This is a genomic window from Pedococcus sp. P2_D9 (assembly GCF_056404275.1).
On record NZ_JBFUEI010000017.1, the window covers coordinates 45,146 to 60,131 of the forward strand.

General features: G+C 70.7%; 12 protein-coding genes. 10 read left to right on the forward strand and 2 right to left on the reverse strand.

What is annotated here, in order from left to right:
* Positions 1 to 31 precede the first annotated feature (31 nt).
* The 5 genes from groL to AC1DXJ_RS19615 all read left to right on the forward strand — a co-directional run bounded on the left by groL (position 32) and on the right by AC1DXJ_RS19615 (position 6,130).
* Positions 32 to 1,651 carry a chaperonin GroEL gene (gene groL / locus AC1DXJ_RS19595; protein ID WP_477614767.1) on the forward strand — a complete coding sequence of 540 codons (1,620 nt, stop codon included), beginning with the start codon at positions 32 to 34 and terminating at the stop codon, positions 1,649 to 1,651.
* Between the two features lie 177 nt (positions 1,652 to 1,828).
* Complete coding sequence (locus AC1DXJ_RS19600; protein WP_477614768.1) at positions 1,829 to 2,365, forward strand: PadR family transcriptional regulator; 537 nt, start codon at positions 1,829 to 1,831, stop codon at positions 2,363 to 2,365.
* Positions 2,362 to 3,108 carry an ABC transporter ATP-binding protein gene (locus AC1DXJ_RS19605; RefSeq protein ID WP_477637782.1) on the forward strand — a complete coding sequence of 249 codons (747 nt, stop codon included), beginning with the start codon at positions 2,362 to 2,364 and terminating at the stop codon, positions 3,106 to 3,108. Before AC1DXJ_RS19600 ends, AC1DXJ_RS19605 begins: the two co-directional genes overlap by 4 nt.
* Before the next feature lie 13 nt (positions 3,109 to 3,121).
* Entirely contained in the window at positions 3,122 to 4,552 is a 1,431-nt protein-coding gene (locus AC1DXJ_RS19610; protein ID WP_477637783.1) for an FtsX-like permease family protein, read from the forward strand.
* A gap of 69 nt (positions 4,553 to 4,621) precedes the next feature.
* Positions 4,622 to 6,130, forward strand: a complete 1,509-nt coding sequence (locus AC1DXJ_RS19615) for an RNA polymerase sigma factor (protein ID WP_477614771.1) — start codon at positions 4,622 to 4,624, stop codon at positions 6,128 to 6,130.
* 9 nt (positions 6,131 to 6,139) lie between these two features.
* Here AC1DXJ_RS19615 and AC1DXJ_RS19620 read toward each other — a convergent pair whose 3' ends face one another.
* Together AC1DXJ_RS19620 and AC1DXJ_RS19625 are read right to left on the reverse strand one after the other, a co-directional pair.
* Positions 6,140 to 6,364 (reverse strand): RNA-binding S4 domain-containing protein, encoded by a 225-nt coding sequence (locus AC1DXJ_RS19620; protein ID WP_477614772.1) that lies wholly within the window; start codon positions 6,362 to 6,364, stop codon positions 6,140 to 6,142.
* A gap of 19 nt (positions 6,365 to 6,383) precedes the next feature.
* Positions 6,384 to 6,677, reverse strand: a complete 294-nt coding sequence (locus AC1DXJ_RS19625; RefSeq protein ID WP_477614773.1) for a WhiB family transcriptional regulator — start codon at positions 6,675 to 6,677, stop codon at positions 6,384 to 6,386.
* 246 nt (positions 6,678 to 6,923) lie between these two features.
* On the opposite strand from AC1DXJ_RS19625, the gene guaB reads away from it, so the two are divergent.
* The 5 genes from guaB (at position 6,924) to AC1DXJ_RS19650 (ending at position 14,858) form a co-directional block, all read left to right on the forward strand.
* A complete protein-coding gene (gene guaB, locus AC1DXJ_RS19630; RefSeq protein WP_477614774.1) occupies positions 6,924 to 8,519 on the forward strand; it encodes an IMP dehydrogenase in 1,596 nt (531 codons plus the stop codon).
* A gap of 149 nt (positions 8,520 to 8,668) precedes the next feature.
* Entirely contained in the window at positions 8,669 to 10,045 is a 1,377-nt protein-coding gene (locus AC1DXJ_RS19635) for a S8 family peptidase (protein ID WP_477637784.1), read from the forward strand.
* 305 nt (positions 10,046 to 10,350) lie between these two features.
* Complete coding sequence (locus tag AC1DXJ_RS19640; RefSeq protein WP_477614776.1) at positions 10,351 to 11,472, forward strand: GuaB3 family IMP dehydrogenase-related protein; 1,122 nt, start codon at positions 10,351 to 10,353, stop codon at positions 11,470 to 11,472.
* A 70-nt stretch (positions 11,473 to 11,542) separates the two neighbouring features.
* Positions 11,543 to 13,135, forward strand: coding sequence for a succinic semialdehyde dehydrogenase (locus AC1DXJ_RS19645; protein WP_477614777.1), 1,593 nt, complete (start codon positions 11,543 to 11,545; stop codon positions 13,133 to 13,135).
* A gap of 13 nt (positions 13,136 to 13,148) precedes the next feature.
* Entirely contained in the window at positions 13,149 to 14,858 is a 1,710-nt protein-coding gene (locus AC1DXJ_RS19650) for a GMC oxidoreductase (protein WP_477633112.1), read from the forward strand.
* Positions 14,859 to 14,986: the final 128 nt, after the last annotated feature.

Below are 14,986 nucleotides of genomic sequence, written 5' to 3' on the forward strand. Positions count from 1 at the left end.
TCCTGAACCCGATTGCTAGAGAAGGACTTTCATGGCTAAGACGCTGGAGTTCAACGACTCCGCCCGCAAGTCGCTTGAGCGCGGAGTTGACGCGCTCGCGAACGCGGTCAAGGTGACGCTCGGCCCGAAGGGCCGCAACGTCGTCATCGACAAGAAGTGGGGCGCCCCCACGATCACCAACGACGGCGTGACCATCGCCCGCGAGATCGAGCTCGAGGACCCCTACGAGAACCTCGGCGCCCAGCTCGCGAAGGAGGTCGCCACCAAGACCAACGACATCGCTGGTGACGGCACCACGACGGCCACCGTGCTCGCCCAGGCCATGGTCAAGGAGGGCCTGCGCAACGTTGCCGCAGGTGCCGCCCCGGCCAGCCTGAAGCGCGGCATCGACGCAGCGGTCCAGGCAGTGAGCGCCAAGCTGCTCGAGACGGCTCGCGAGATCGAGGGCAAGGAAGAGATCGCCCAGGTCGCCGCGCTGTCCGCCCAGGACGAGACGATCGGGTCGACCATCGCCGAGGCGTTCGACAAGGTCGGCAAGGACGGTGTCATCACCGTCGAGGAGTCGTCGACGGCGACCACCGAGCTCGAGTTCACCGAAGGCATGCAGTTCGACAAGGGCTACATCTCGCCCTACTTCGTCTCCGACGCCGAGCGCATGGAGGCCGTGGTCGAGGACGCCTACATCCTCATCAACCAGGGCAAGATCTCGGCCATCGCCGACGTCCTGCCGGTGCTGGAGAAGGTCATCAAGACCGGCAAGCCGCTGCTGATCATCGCCGAGGACATCGACGGCGAAGCGCTGTCGACCCTCGTCGTCAACAAGATCCGCGGCACGTTCAACGTGGTCGCGGTCAAGGCCCCCGGCTTCGGCGACCGTCGCAAGGCGATGCTGCAGGACATGGCGACCCTCACCGGTGGCCAGGTCATCTCCGAGGAGGTCGGCCTCAAGCTCGACCAGGCTGACCTGGACGTGCTGGGCCAGGCCCGTCGCGTCGTCGTCACCAAGGACAACACCACGATCATCGACGGCGCCGGCAAGCCCGACGACGTCACCGGCCGGGTCAACCAGCTCAAGGCCGAGATCGAGCGCACCGACTCCGACTGGGACCGCGAGAAGCTCCAGGAGCGCCTCGCCAAGCTCGCCGGTGGGGTCTGCGTCATCAAGGTGGGTGCCCACACTGAGGTGGAGCTCAAGGAGAAGAAGCACCGCATCGAGGACGCCATCTCGGCGACCCGCGCGGCCATCGAGGAGGGCATCGTCGCCGGTGGCGGCTCCGCCCTCGTCCACGCCTCCACCGTCATCGACGACCTCGACCTCGAGGGCGACGAGGCGACCGGTGCGCTCATCGTCAAGAAGGCCTCGGCCGAGCCGCTGCGCTGGATCGCCGAGAACGCCGGCATGGAGGGCTACGTCGCCGTCTCCAAGGTGCGCGAGCTCAGCCCGGGCAACGGCCTCAACGCCGCGACCGGTGAGTACGGCGACCTGATCAAGGCCGGCGTCATCGACCCGGTCAAGGTCACCCGCTCCGCGCTGGTCAACGCCGCCTCGATCGCGTCGATGGTGCTCACCACCGACACGCTCGTCGTGGAGAAGAAGGAAGACGAGGACGGCCAGGGAGCCGGCGGCCACGGTCACGGCCACGGTCACTGACCGGGCGCAGCAGGTCGTTCAGGACTGACGACGCGCGGCGCTGAGCTGCGTGGCATACCTCACGAAGGCCCGTCCCCACTGCGGGGGCGGGCCTTCGTCGTGCGCTGACCCGCGTTGACCACGCGGATGCAGCCGAAGTGCTTGCGCTCACTATTCATGTAGTGAATAGTGAGCGTCATGTCGACAGGTCACGTCATCCTCGGGCTGCTGCGCAGGGGGCAGCGGCACGGGTATGACCTGAAGCGAGAGCACGACCAGCGCTTCCCGCAGGCCAAACCCATCGCCTTCGGAGTGGTCTACTCGACGCTGGACCGGCTGCACCGCCGCGGGCTCGTCGAGCCACGCGGGGTGCAGCGGGTCGACGGGCCCGATCGGATGGTCTTCGAGATCACCGAAGCGGGATCCGAGGAGCTGCGGTCGTGGCTCGCATCGACCGATGAGCCGTCCGAGCACGTCGCCAACCCGTTCGAGCTCAAGGTGACGATCGCGCTGCTGCTCGGCGACGAGGCAGGGGCGTCGGCGTTCCTGCGGGCCCAGCGGTCCGCACACCTGGCCCGGATGCGGGCCTTCACGGCTGCCAAGTCGGCCCGGGACTCGTCGCTGCACGAGGTCCTGGCCGCCGACTACGCCCTCGCGCACCTGGATGCAGACCTGAAGTGGATGGACGCGGCACTCCAGCGCGTCGGCACTCTGAGAGAGGAAATCGGGGTATGAACAAGGGGACCGTGCTCAAGGCGCGAGGTCTGACGCTGGCCTACGGGCTGACGCCGGCGCTGCGGGGGATCGACCTGGACGTGCGGCACGGGGAGATCCTGGCGGTGACCGGGCCTTCGGGATCGGGGAAGTCGTCGCTCCTCCTGTGCCTGGCCGGTGTGCTGGCTCCCGATGCCGGCACGGTGGAGTTCGGCGAGCGGGTCATCAGTGCCGAGAGCGAGGCTGCCCGCTCCCGCCTGCGACGTGAGCAGTTCGGCGTGCTGTTCCAGTTCGGGCAGCTGGTCGAGGAGCTGCCTGCGGTCGAGAACGTGGCACTCCCGCTCCTGCTCGGCGGGATGAAGCGGGCCGAGGCGTTCGACCGGGCGCAGTCCTGGTTGCACCGGTTCGGCGTCGGGGACCAGGCCGACCACCGGCCCGGGCAGATGTCGGGCGGGCAAGCCCAACGGGTGGCCGTGGCCAGGGCCATGGTCACCGAGCCGGCTGTCCTCTTCGCCGACGAACCGACCGGGGCCCTCGACTCGATGGCTGCCGAGCAGGTCATGACTGCCATTGCCGAGACCGCGCGGGAGACGGGCACCACCGTCGTGCTGGTCTCGCACGAGGCTCGTGTCGCGGCTTACGGCGACCGTGACATCGAGGTGCGCGACGGCCGGCTCTCCGGCGGCCTCGGCGTCAACGGTGCGGTGCTTGGTTCCGCGGCGTCGGCGTCGGCTTCGGCCTCGAGCCCGCGGGCCGGCTCATGACCTCCTCCAGGCCTTGAGGTTCGCGCTGACGGGTGGGCGCGTCGACCGGCTGCGCCTCGCGATCACGGCGCTCGGCGCCGCCTTCACCGCCTTCATCCTGCTCACTGCGGCAGTTGTGGTGTCGGTCCCGGAAGGGCGGGCTTACCGCGTCGAGGTGCTCAACGACTCCGGACTGCACGCAGGGGTCGTCGCCGCGCTCGTCCTCCTCAGCCTGCCTGCGTTCGTGCTCACCGGCCTCGGGGTGCGCGTCGGGTCACCCCGGCGGGACCGGCGCCTCGCGGCGTTCCGCCTGGCGGGTATGACGCCCGGCGAGGCCCGTCGCGTGGTCTCGTGGGAGACGGGGATCGCTGCGGCAGGGGGCTCGGCCCTCGCTGCTTCGGCCTTCCTGGTGGCCAGGTTGGTGCTCCGTGCCCCGAAGCCGTTCACCGCATCGGTCCGGGGCCCGGATGGTTCTCCTCGGCAGGTGCTCGTGGCCCCCGGTCCGGCCCTGCCGGTGGACGTCTGGCCGCACTGGTGGGCCGCCGCGATCTCGCTGCTCCTCGTGCCGGTCGGGGCCGTGCTGCTCAGCCGCCTGGCGCTACGTCGGGTCGCGCTGACGCCGTTCGGTGTCGTCCGCCAGGTCCGACGTCGCCCACCCGCAGCTCTCCCCGTCGTGGCGCTGGTCCTTGCCTCTGCGGCCTTCGCAGCCTGGCCGAGCATCCTCGGGCGGCTGGAGCTGCTGGAGCACCGGTCGCTGTCCACGTGGCCGCCGATGGTCCTGGTCGTCGTCATCCTGGTCGCTCTGCTGTTCGGCAGCGCGTCCGTGTCACACCTGCTCGGCCGGGTGCTGGCCGCGCGCCCGACTTCCGTCGCCGCACTGATCGCGGCGCGGCGGATGGTGGCCGACCCGTGGTCTGCGAGCCGGGCGACGGCCAGTGTGATCCTGGCGGTGCTCTTCGGCGCGGGTGCCGCCGCCTTCACGATGGAGGCAAACCTGCAGCGACCGGACACAGCCTTCTTCGCGAGCACGTTCGACGTCATCTCCGTCGTTGTCGGGGTCGCGCTGCTGCTCGGGGCCGCCGGCCTGCTGGTGATCCAGCTGGAGTCGATGATGCTGCGTCGCAGGGCGCTCGCGGCACTGGCCGTTGCCGGTGTGCCACGGTCGATGCTCGTCCGCGCCCACCTCATCGAGACGCTGCTGCCCGTGGTGCCCATGGTCGTGCTGGCTGCGGCGGTCGGGACCGTGGCGATGCGCGGTTTCACCGGCGGCGGGCGCCTCGAGGTCGCGAACGACGACTCGGGCAACTGGGACCTCGGCACCCACTTCGTGCCGATCCCCGTGGCGTGGGCCGACCTGGCCATGTTCGTCGGTGGCGCGGTGGGAGCCGTGCTGGTCGCCACGCTGGTGGGCGCCGCCACGATTGGCTCGTCGATGCACGCCAGGGAGCTGCGCGCCACCACCTGAGGGCTCGCCGCGACCTGGGCTCCGCGGCATACGATGCGGGAAGAGGGGTGGCGCAGAGCGAGGTGGCCCATGGCGGATCGGTTCGCCGAACCCCCCAGCTTCGACGAGTACGTCGTGGCCCGGGGCGCCGACCTGCTGCGGACCGCGTGGCTGCTGGTTGGCGACGAGAGGGGCGCCGAGTCCCTCGTCCGCGCCACGCTCGCGCGCAGCTGGCCGCAGTGGCACCACCTGTCCGAGGTAGGTGCAGGGTCCTACGACGCCGAGCTGCGCAAGTCACTGATGGCGAGCTACCTGCGGCCGCAGCTGCGTCGTCGCAGTCACGACGAGCCCGAGGGTTCCGCGGGGCCGCGAAACGCAGCTTCGCCCCCACCCACGAAGGCGGCCGTGCTCGCCGCCCTCGCCGGGTTGTCCCGTCGTGAACGCGCGACGCTCGTGCTGTGGTCCTTCGACGGCCTCAGCGAGGCCCAGATCGCCGATGCCCTCGACGACGGCGTCGCCGCGGTGCACCGCCACCGCCTGCACGCCATGGCGACCGTCGGCGCGCTCCTCGCCCTCGACGAGGAGGGTCTGCGTGCCCTCCTGGCAGGCCTGCCGCCGCAGGACCCGTCGATCAACGGGCTCCTCCAACCGCCGAGGTCGTATGCCGGGTGGCTGCGTGGTGCGCGCGGGTGGGCGTTCGCCGTGGCCGGCCTGGCGGTGGTGGCCCTTGTCGGGGGAGTCGTCTCGCGAGGTGGCGACGGTGGGCTCCCGACTCCGCCGACGCCACCACCGGCGGCCCTGAGCTGCCGGACGACCTTCGGTCCGCCGACCCCGCCCGTCGTGCGCAGCCAGCCGCTCAGCATCACCGTCGCGGCCGTGCTCGTCTGCGCCCAGACCGACGAGGGGTCCGTCTGGGCAGGCTCACTGCCGCCCGATGCCCCGGTCAGCATTCCGCTCGCCGTCGACGCACTGACCCTGCAGCCGCGCACCAGCGGAGCCGAGTGCGCGGACCTGCCTCAGGGGCCAGCCTTCCGGATGGTGTTGCAGGGCAAGGACGGCATCATGACGACCTACGCCAACGAAGGTCTCGCCTGCAACGGCTGGCCGGCCCTGGCGAGCTACTACGTCGCGCTGGCGGAGCAGTCGGCCGAGGAAGGACCGGGGCCCGGCGACACCGGCGCCGTCTTCCTCGGGTGCCCGTCGATCTTGGGGAGGACCCGCTCGGCGCCGGGCGTCGCCCCACCGAGCCTGCCGCGGGGGACCGTGCTGAAGGCGGCCACTGCCTGCCTGCACCCACGACCGATGCTCACGAAGGTCCCTCGGTACCGCGGGATCCGGGGCAACGTCATGGGCGGCCCACAGCTCGCGCAGCTCAACGCCGACCTGGCCAAGGCCGGGTCGAGCGCGGTCCCCGGCAGCTCCTGCTCGGCTGGGAGCTCGCTGTTCGTGGTGCGAGTCATGACCGACGATGGCCGCGTCGTCGAGCTCAGCAGCGTCTGCGCCGACCGGTTCACCGTCGACTGGAAGGCGAAGGACTCCTGGCCGGTCAGCGCCCAGACCCGCGACATGCTGCGAGCCCTGCTCGTCGTCGCCGACTGAGCCCCCTGATCAGGCGTCGCTGACCACGGTCAGCTGCTGACCGGCATACCCGACGGTCTGTCCGGGGCGCACCTGGGCGCCGCGACGAACCTCCACCTCGCCGTCGACGGTGACCTCACCGAGCTCGATGACCGACCGCGCCATGGCGCCGTCGTCGACGACGCCGGCGAGCTTGAGCAGCTGCCCGAGCCGAATGGACTCGTCACGGATGGGGACTTCCACGGGGCTGCTCACGCAGCCGAGTGTAGGTCGCTCAGCTGGCGGCGGGGACGGCGTGGCCGGCGTAGTACGCCTCGCGCTCGTCCTCGGTCATCGCACCCCAGACGCCGTAGGGCTCCCGGACCCGCAGGGCGTGCTCCCGGCACTGCTTGAGGACCGGGCAGGCCAGGCAGACTTCCTTGGCCTGGGTGTCGCGGGAGCGGCGCGCCGGTCCGCGTTCACCTTCGGGGTGGAAGAAGACCTCTGGGTTGATCTGGCGACACGAACCGTCGAGCTGCCATTCCCACAGGTCAGCAACCGGTCCTGGAAGCCGTGACAACTCAGCCATGTCGTCCCTCTTCTCCCTGCGGCACGGTGCCGCACGTCTCGGACGCTACCGCCCTCTGACCTGCGGAAACAGGGTTGGAACGTAAGGACTTGTTCAAGGCCGCGCACCCAGACGGGGGTTGTCCCGAATGCTGGACGGTGCCGCGGCGGGGCCTCGGCAGCCCGTCGTCAGCCCGTCGTCGGCCCGCCATCGGCCGCTTCCGGAGGTCCGTCCGGGGGTGGGGTCGGCGCCCGTTACGATTGGGCAATGAGCCTTGGTGTGGACCTCGATGACATTCGGCGCCTGCAGGAGTCCGCTCCCGCCCCAGCCCCGGACCCCGCCGTCGATCCCGCTCCCGAGCTCGAGGAGCACGACCCGTTCGGCAAGCTGGGCCTGACCTACGACGACGTCCTGCTCCTGCCCGGCGAGACCGACGTGATCCCGTCCGAGGTCGACACCACCGCACGACTCACCCGCGAGATCTCGCTGCGCACCCCGCTGATCTCCAGCGCGATGGACACCGTGACCGAGTCGCGGATGGCCATCGCCATGGCCCGGCAGGGTGGCCTGGGCGTGCTGCACCGCAACCTCTCGATCGAGGACCAGGCCTACCAGGTCGACCTCGTGAAGCGGACCCAGACGGGGATGATCAGCAACCCCATCACGATCGGCCCCGACGCCACCCTCGAGGAGCTCGACCGGATCTGCGGCGAGTACCGCGTCTCCGGCCTGCCGGTCGTCGCCCCCGACAACTCCCTGCTCGGGATGATCACCAACCGCGACCTGCGGTTCACCCCCGTCGCCGAATGGGCCACCACCCGCGTCCGCGACGTCATGACCCCGATGCCGCTGGTGACGGGCGCGGTCGGCATCTCCCGCGCCGACGCCACGGCCCTGCTGCGCCAGCACAAGCGCGAGCGGCTGCCCCTCGTCGACGACCAGGGCCGGCTCGCGGGGCTGATCACCGTCAAGGACTTCGTGAAGTCCGAGCAGTTCCCCGACGCCAGCAAGGACGACCATGGACGCCTCATGGTCGGCGCTGCCGTCGGCTACTTCGGCGACTCGTGGGAGCGGGCGACCACCCTGATGGAGGCCGGTGTCGACGTCCTCGTCGTCGACACCGCCCACGGGCACGCCCGCCTCCTGCTCGACATGATCCGCCGGCTCAAGGCCGACCCCGCCACCGCGCACGTCCAGGTCATCGGCGGCAACGTCGCCACGCGCGCCGGCGCCCAGGCGCTGGTGGACGCCGGCGTCGACGCGGTCAAGGTAGGCGTCGGACCCGGCTCGATCTGCACCACGCGCGTCGTCGCCGGAGTGGGCGTCCCGCAGGTCACGGCCATCCACGACGCGTCCCTGGCCTGTCGCCGGGCCGGCGTACCGGTCATCGGCGACGGTGGCCTCCAGTACTCCGGAGACATCGCCAAGGCGCTCGTCGCCGGTGCCGACACGGTCATGCTGGGTTCGCTGCTGGCCGGGTGCGAGGAGAGCCCCGGTGAGCTGATCTTCGTCAACGGCAAGCAGTTCAAGTCCTACCGCGGCATGGGTTCGCTGGGCGCGATGTCCTCCCGCGGCAAGAAGTCCTACTCCAAGGACCGCTACTTCCAGGCCGACGTCACCAGCGACGACAAGATCGTCCCCGAGGGCATCGAGGGCCAGGTCGCCTATCGCGGCCCCGTCTCCGGCGTCGTCCACCAGCTGGTCGGTGGTCTGCACCAGTCGATGTTCTACGTCGGCGCGCACACCGTCCCCGAGCTCCAGGCCCGTGGCAAGTTCGTGCGCATCACCTCGGCGGGTCTCAAGGAGAGCCACCCGCACGACATCCAGATGACCGTGGAAGCCCCCAACTACAGCGGTCGCTGACGCGCCCGAGCTGACCAAGCCCGAGGTATGCCGGGTGGCGGCCACCCGGCACACGTCTCCTACGCGTTCTGGTCGATCCGCGGGCGCGGGGGTCGACCTAGCGTGGTCGTGCCCTCGATGCGCGGGGGCACCGGGCCCGGAGGTGGACCATGCGCACATCCCACCGGCGACTCCTGACCGCGATGTCCGCGGTCGCCCTCGCCTCGACCGCTCTGACCGGCACCGCTGTGGGTGCCACCCAGCGCACCCAAGCCGCCACGACCGGTGAGCTGAGCGCGATCTGCCACGACCTGTGGGACGGCGTGTTCGCCGCTCCGAGCAGTGAACCGCTGGCCGCGTGCCAGTGGGACATGGCCCTGATCGGCGCCAACGGCGCCACCCGGGCGCTGGCGGACGGCTCCGGCGTGCGCGTCGGCGTCATCGACTCGGGGATCGACTTCCGCCACCCCGACATCACGCCCAACCTGGACCTGGCCTCGTCCTGCTCCTTCATCCGCAGCGACGACCCCGCCATCCTCGCCGGGCTGGCGAGCGCCTCGGAGGCCGGCAACGGCGACTGCACCAACAAGGCCGCTGTCTATGACCGCTCAGGCCACGGCACGCACGTCGCTTCCGAGATCGCGGCACCCGTCAACGGCATCGGCATCGCCGGGATCGCGCCGAAGGCCACCATCGTCGCGCTCAAGGCCTGCACGATGCCGGGCTACTGCTTCGCGTACGCCGTGGCCGATGCCCTGAGGGCTGCCGGCGACCTGCGCCTCGACGTGGTGAACCTGAGCCTGTTCGCCGACCCGTACCTCTACTACTGCGGCAACGACGCGCAACAGCGGGCACTCGCGGCTGACATCTCCTCGGCTGCGCGCTACGCCCGCCAGCGGGGTGTTCTCATCGTGGCCGCGAACGGCAACGAGGAGGCCGACCTCAGGCACCCGATCCTCGACGTCATCAGTCCTGACGGGCCCGACGACACCCCGATCGAGCGGGTCGTCCACAACAGCTGCCGGGTGCTGCCGGCTGAGCTGCCTGGTGCGGTCACGGTCTCGGCTACCGGCCCGGTCGGCTACCCCGGTTACACGATGAACATCGCGGGCTACTCCAGCGTCGGCGGCGACGTCGCGGCACCGGGTGGGGACTACTTCTCCGCCACCGGAACCGTTCAGGACGCGATCCTGGGTGCCGTTCCGCCTGACAGTGACATCTGGGCGGGCTTCGACCCCCTCGAGGCGGTTTTCCCCGGGATCACCGTCATCGACCAGGGGGCGACCTACGTGTACCTCAACGGCACCTCCATGGCGGCACCGCACGCGACGGGCGTCGCAGCGCTGCTCATCCAGCGCCACCCGGGCTGGTCGCCGAGCGCCGTCATGGCAGCCCTGGAGCGCGGCGCGACACCGATGGCCTGCCCTGCGGACTGGGAGCCGCTTGGGCCGTCCGACGAACGGCTCAGGTGCTACGGCGGCTCCGACGGGTGGACCTCCTTCTTCGGTCACGGCCTGGTGAGCGCCTCCGGAGCAGCCGGTTCGTAGAACGGTCGTCTCACGCGCCCGTGCGGGGCGGGCATACGCAATCTGGGTGAGTCGCGGGGCGCGTGGGCGACCTAGGGTGACGACACGAGCGCTACAGCGTTCAGGCAGGGGGATCGCCAAGGACGTCGTTGCAACCGGCCGGACACGGTCCGCTGTGACGATAAAGGGCGTCCCGTCGCCGGCCGCCCCCTCACTCGGCGACGGGACGTCAAGCGCGCACGCGTGCCGGACCGAGGGGGTGCGGTGCCAAGACCCCGCGCGGACGGTGTCGCACCGTGCATCGCGGCTCCCGATAGCCTTGCGCGGTGACTGAGATCGAGATCGGCCGAGGCAAGCGGGGCCGTCGGGCCTACTCCTTCGACGACATCGCCGTCGTGCCCTCGCGGCGCACCCGAGACCCGGAGGACGTGTCCGTCGGCTGGCAGATCGATGCCTACCACTTCGACATCCCGGTCATCGCGGCGCCGATGGACTCGGTGATGTCCCCCGACTCCGCCATCGCGCTCGGCAAGCTGGGCGGCCTGCCGGTGTTGGACCTCGAGGGCCTCTGGACCCGCTACGAGGACCCGACGCCGCTGCTCGCCGAGATCGCCACGCTCGACCCCGCCTTGGCGACCGCGCGGATGCAGGAGATCTACTCGGCCGAGATCCAGCCGGAGCTGATCACCGAGCGGTTGCGCCAGGTGCGCGAGGCCGGAGTGACCGCCGCGGGTGCGCTCAGCCCGCAGCGCACCCAGCAGTTCTGGAAGACCGTCATCGACGCGGGGGTCGACCTGTTCGTCATCCGCGGCACGACCGTCAGTGCCGAGCACGTCTCCGGTCGCGCCGAACCCCTCAACCTCAAGCGGTTCATCTACGAGCTCGACGTCCCCGTCATCGTCGGCGGGGCCGCTTCCTACACCGCAGCGCTGCACCTCATGCGCACCGGCGCGGCAGGCGTGCTCGTGGGCTTCGGCGGTGGAGCCGCGCACACCACGCGACGCACCCTCGGCATCCACGCACCGATGGCGAGCGCGATCGCCGACGTGGCTGCGGCCCGCCGCGACTACCTCGACGAGTCGGGCGGCCGCTACGTCCACGTCATCGCCGACGGCGGCATGGGCGACAGCGGCGACATCGTCAAGGCCGTGGCCTGCGGTGCCGACGCCGTCATGCTGGGAGCCGCGCTCGCGCGCGCCACCGACGCTCCTGGTCGCGGGCACCACTGGGGATCCGAGGCGCACCACCCGGAGCTGCCGCGTGGCGAGCGGGTCGAGGTCGGCGCCCTGGCGCCCCTGGAGCAGATCCTGTTCGGCCCGGGACGCACCGCCGACGGCAAGACCAACCTCATCGGGGCGTTGCGACGGGCCATGGCCACGACGGGGTACTCCGACCTCAAGGAGTTCCAGCGGGTCGAGGTCGTGGTCGCGCCCTACCAGCGCAGCTGACCACCCGGATGTGGGCAAGGTCGCCAACTTACTGCTGGTAACAAAGGGTTGCCGGACCTAGGCTGCGTGCATGGCTCCGGACCTGATCGCCGACCCCGAGACCGACCCCACCGCGACGTATGCCGTGGACCCGGCGCACGCCCGACGGCTCGCTCGCCGGGTGGTCGCGGCCCCCCGAGCTGCGCAGTTCGTGAGCCACACGCCGCTGACCGGGGCGCCCCTGGCGTCGCTGCCGGTGTCGACCCGGGAGGACGTCGTCGTCGCGGTCGACGCCGCACGGTCGGCGCAGCGTTCGTGGTCGCGCACGCCGATGGAGCTGCGTGAGCGGATCTTCCTGCGCTACCACGACCTCGTCCTCGAACGACAGGTCGAGCTGCTCGACATCGTCCAGCTCGAGTCGGGCAAGACCCGTCGCCAGGCGTTCGAAGAGGTCGCCGACGTCGCCCTGGTGGCGCGGCACTACGCCCGCTCCGCGGCGGCATACCTGCGCCCGCGCCGCCGTGCCGGGCTCTTCCCGGTGCTCACGCAGAGCACGGTCCACCACCACGCGCGGGGGGTCGTCGGCATCGTCAGCCCGTGGAACTACCCGCTCTCGCTCGCGATCACCGACGCCATCCCCGCGCTGATGGCCGGCAACGCCGTCGTCCTGCGCCCCGACCAGCAGGCCTCGCTCACGGCGCTCCGCGCGGTGCAGCTGCTGACGGAGGCGGGGCTGCCCGAGTCGGTCCTCCAGGTCGTCCTCGGCGACGGCCCCACCGTCGGGCAGGCGGTCGTCGACCTCACCGACTACGTCTGCTACACCGGCTCGACCGAGACCGGCCGAGCGGTCGCGACCTCCGTGGCGGGCCGTCTGGTCGGCTACTCGCTCGAGCTCGGCGGCAAGAACTCGATGTACGTCGCGGACGACGCCGACCTCGACAAGGCGGTGGAGGGTGCGGTCCGTGCCTGCTTCTCCTCGGCTGGGCAGCTGTGCATCTCGATCGAGCGACTCCTCGTGCACGAGTCGGTGGCCGACGAGTTCACCCGCAGGTTCGTGGCGGCGGTTGGGCAGATGCGGCTGGGGGCGGAGCTCGCCTATGGCACCGACATGGGTTCGCTCGTCTCGGCGCAACAGCTCGAGCGGGTGGCCGCCCACGTCGACGACGCCCGATCCAAGGGGGCTCGGGTGCTTGCCGGCGGCCGGGCTCGCCCCGACCTCGGCCCGTACTTCTACGAGCCCACCGTGATCGAGGGCGTCACCGCCGCGATGCTGCTGCGCGACGACGAGACGTTCGGTCCGGTCGTGTCGATCTATCGGGTGCACAGCGACGAGGAGGCGATCCGGCTGGCCAACGACACCGACTACGGCCTCAACGCCGCCGTCTTCACCCGCGACGTGGCGCGGGGTCGCCGCATCGCCACCGCCATCCAGGCCGGCACCGTCAACATCAACGAGGGGTATGCCGCGGCCTGGGGGAGCATCGCGTCCCCGATGGGTGGGATGAAGCAGTCCGGCGTGGGTCGCCGTCACGGCAGCGAGGGCATCCTCAAGTACACCGAGTCGCAGAACGTCACGGCTCAGTACGTCCTGCCGATCGCACCGGTCGCAGGCATGGGCGAGGAGACCTACGCCCGGCTGATGACGAGTGCGCTCACGGTGCTCAAGGCATTGGGTCGTCGATGAGGCTGGGTCGTCGGTGACCCCGAGCGCGCCTGACCGCGACTACGACGTCGTGGTCGTCGGGTCCGGTTTCGGTGGCTCGGTCGCCGCGCTGCGGCTGGCCGAGAAGGGCTACCGGGTCCACGTCATCGAGTCCGGCCGTCGCTTCCGCGACGAGGACCTTCCGAAGACGTCGTGGGACCTGCGCCGCTATCTGTGGGTGCCGCGCCTCAAGTGTTTCGGCGTGCAGCGGGTCCACCGCCTTCCCGACGTCATGATCCTCGCCGGGGCCGGGGTGGGTGGTGGCTCGCTCAACTACGCCAACACCCTCTACGTGCCGCCCGCGTCGTTCTTCGAGGACCGCCAGTGGGGCGACATCACCGACTGGAAGTCCGAGCTGTCCCCCCACTACGACACCGCCTCGACGATGCTCGGCGCCGTCACCAACCCGTGTGAGGGCGTCGTCGAGGACGTCATGCGCCGGACCGCCGACGACCTCGGCGTCGGCGGCACGTTCCGCAAGACCCCCACAGGGGTGTTCTACGGCATGCCCGGCACACGTGTGCCCGACCCCTACTTCGGCGGCGCCGGCCCTGACCGCACCGGGTGCACCGAGTGCGGCAACTGCATGGTCGGCTGTCGCGTCGGTGCCAAGAACACCCTCGTGAAGAACTACCTTGCCCTGGCCGAGACGCTCGGCGTGACCATCGAGCCGATGCGCACGGTCGTCCGTGTCGCCCCGCGGCGCGGCGGCGGGTATGCCGTGACGCACGAGGCGAGCGGCGCCTGGTTCCGGCGCGCCCGGCATACCGTCACTGCGGACCAGGTGGTGTTCGCGGCGGGGACGTGGGGCACCCAGAAGCTGCTGCACTCCATGCGCCAGACGGGGGTGCTGCCGCGGTTGTCCGCCAGGCTCGGCCACCTGACCCGCACCAACTCCGAGGCGATCAACGGTGTCACGATGCACCGCGTGAAAGAGGGGATGGAGCTCAGCCGGGGCGTGGCGATCACGACGTCGTTCCATCCGGACGCCGACACCCACGTGGAGAACTGTCGGTACGGTCCGGGCTCAAACGCGGTCGGTCTCGTGGCCACCCTGCTCGTGCCCGGGGGCTCGCTGCCGAGGCCCGTGATGTTCCTGCGCGAGGTGGCCCGCCACCCAGCCGTCTTCGTGCGCTCGCTGTCACAGCACCGGTGGAGTGAGCGCACCATCATCGGGCTGGTCATGCAGAGCCGCGACAACTCCCTGCAGGTGACGGGCGTGCGCGGCAGGTTCGGTGGACGGACGCTGACCTCGCGACAGGGGCACGGTGAGCCGAACCCGACCTATATCCCTGCCGGGCACGACGCCATGAAGGCCCTGGCGCGCAGGCTGAGGGAGGCGACCGGCGTCCCGACCTATCCCACCGGCGGCCTGAGCGAGATCGCAGACATCCCTCTGACGGCGCACTTCCTCGGCGGCGTCACCATCGGTTCGACCCCCGAGCGCGGGGTCGTCGACCCCTACCAGCGGGTCTGGGGCTACCCGCAGCTGCACGTGGTCGACGGGTCAGCGGTGTCGGCGAACCTGGGGGTCAACCCCTCCCTGACCATCACCGCGCAGGCCGAGCGTGCGATGTCGCTGTGGCCCAACAAGGGCGAGACCGACCCGCGACCGGCGCAGGGTGAGGCCTACCACCGTCTCGAAGCCGTGAAGGCCGCCAACCCCGCCGTCACCCGCTACACCCACGACAGCGCGAAGGTCTGACCGCAGGTGCGGCCGGCCGACACCGGCTGTCCGACGCGACTCACCGGCTCTGGTTGAGCCACTCTGGGGACCAAAGACGGCGGGCGACACAAACCCCTGCCTTGTGCCGACCACCGTCCCAGGTGGTG

Coding starts and splice junctions, on each gene's coding strand:
- AC1DXJ_RS19645 (WP_477614777.1), top strand. CDS start 11,543: ATGGCTCCGGACCTGATCGCCGACCCCGAGACCGACCCCACCGCGACG.
- AC1DXJ_RS19635 (WP_477637784.1), top strand. CDS start 8,669: ATGCGCACATCCCACCGGCGACTCCTGACCGCGATGTCCGCGGTCGCC.
- AC1DXJ_RS19615 (WP_477614771.1), top strand. CDS start 4,622: ATGGCGGATCGGTTCGCCGAACCCCCCAGCTTCGACGAGTACGTCGTG.
- AC1DXJ_RS19605 (WP_477637782.1), top strand. CDS start 2,362: ATGAACAAGGGGACCGTGCTCAAGGCGCGAGGTCTGACGCTGGCCTAC.
- AC1DXJ_RS19600 (WP_477614768.1), top strand. CDS start 1,829: ATGTCGACAGGTCACGTCATCCTCGGGCTGCTGCGCAGGGGGCAGCGG.
- AC1DXJ_RS19625 (WP_477614773.1), bottom strand. CDS start 6,677: ATGGCTGAGTTGTCACGGCTTCCAGGACCGGTTGCTGACCTGTGGGAA.
- guaB (WP_477614774.1), top strand. CDS start 6,924: ATGAGCCTTGGTGTGGACCTCGATGACATTCGGCGCCTGCAGGAGTCC.
- groL (WP_477614767.1), top strand. CDS start 32: ATGGCTAAGACGCTGGAGTTCAACGACTCCGCCCGCAAGTCGCTTGAG.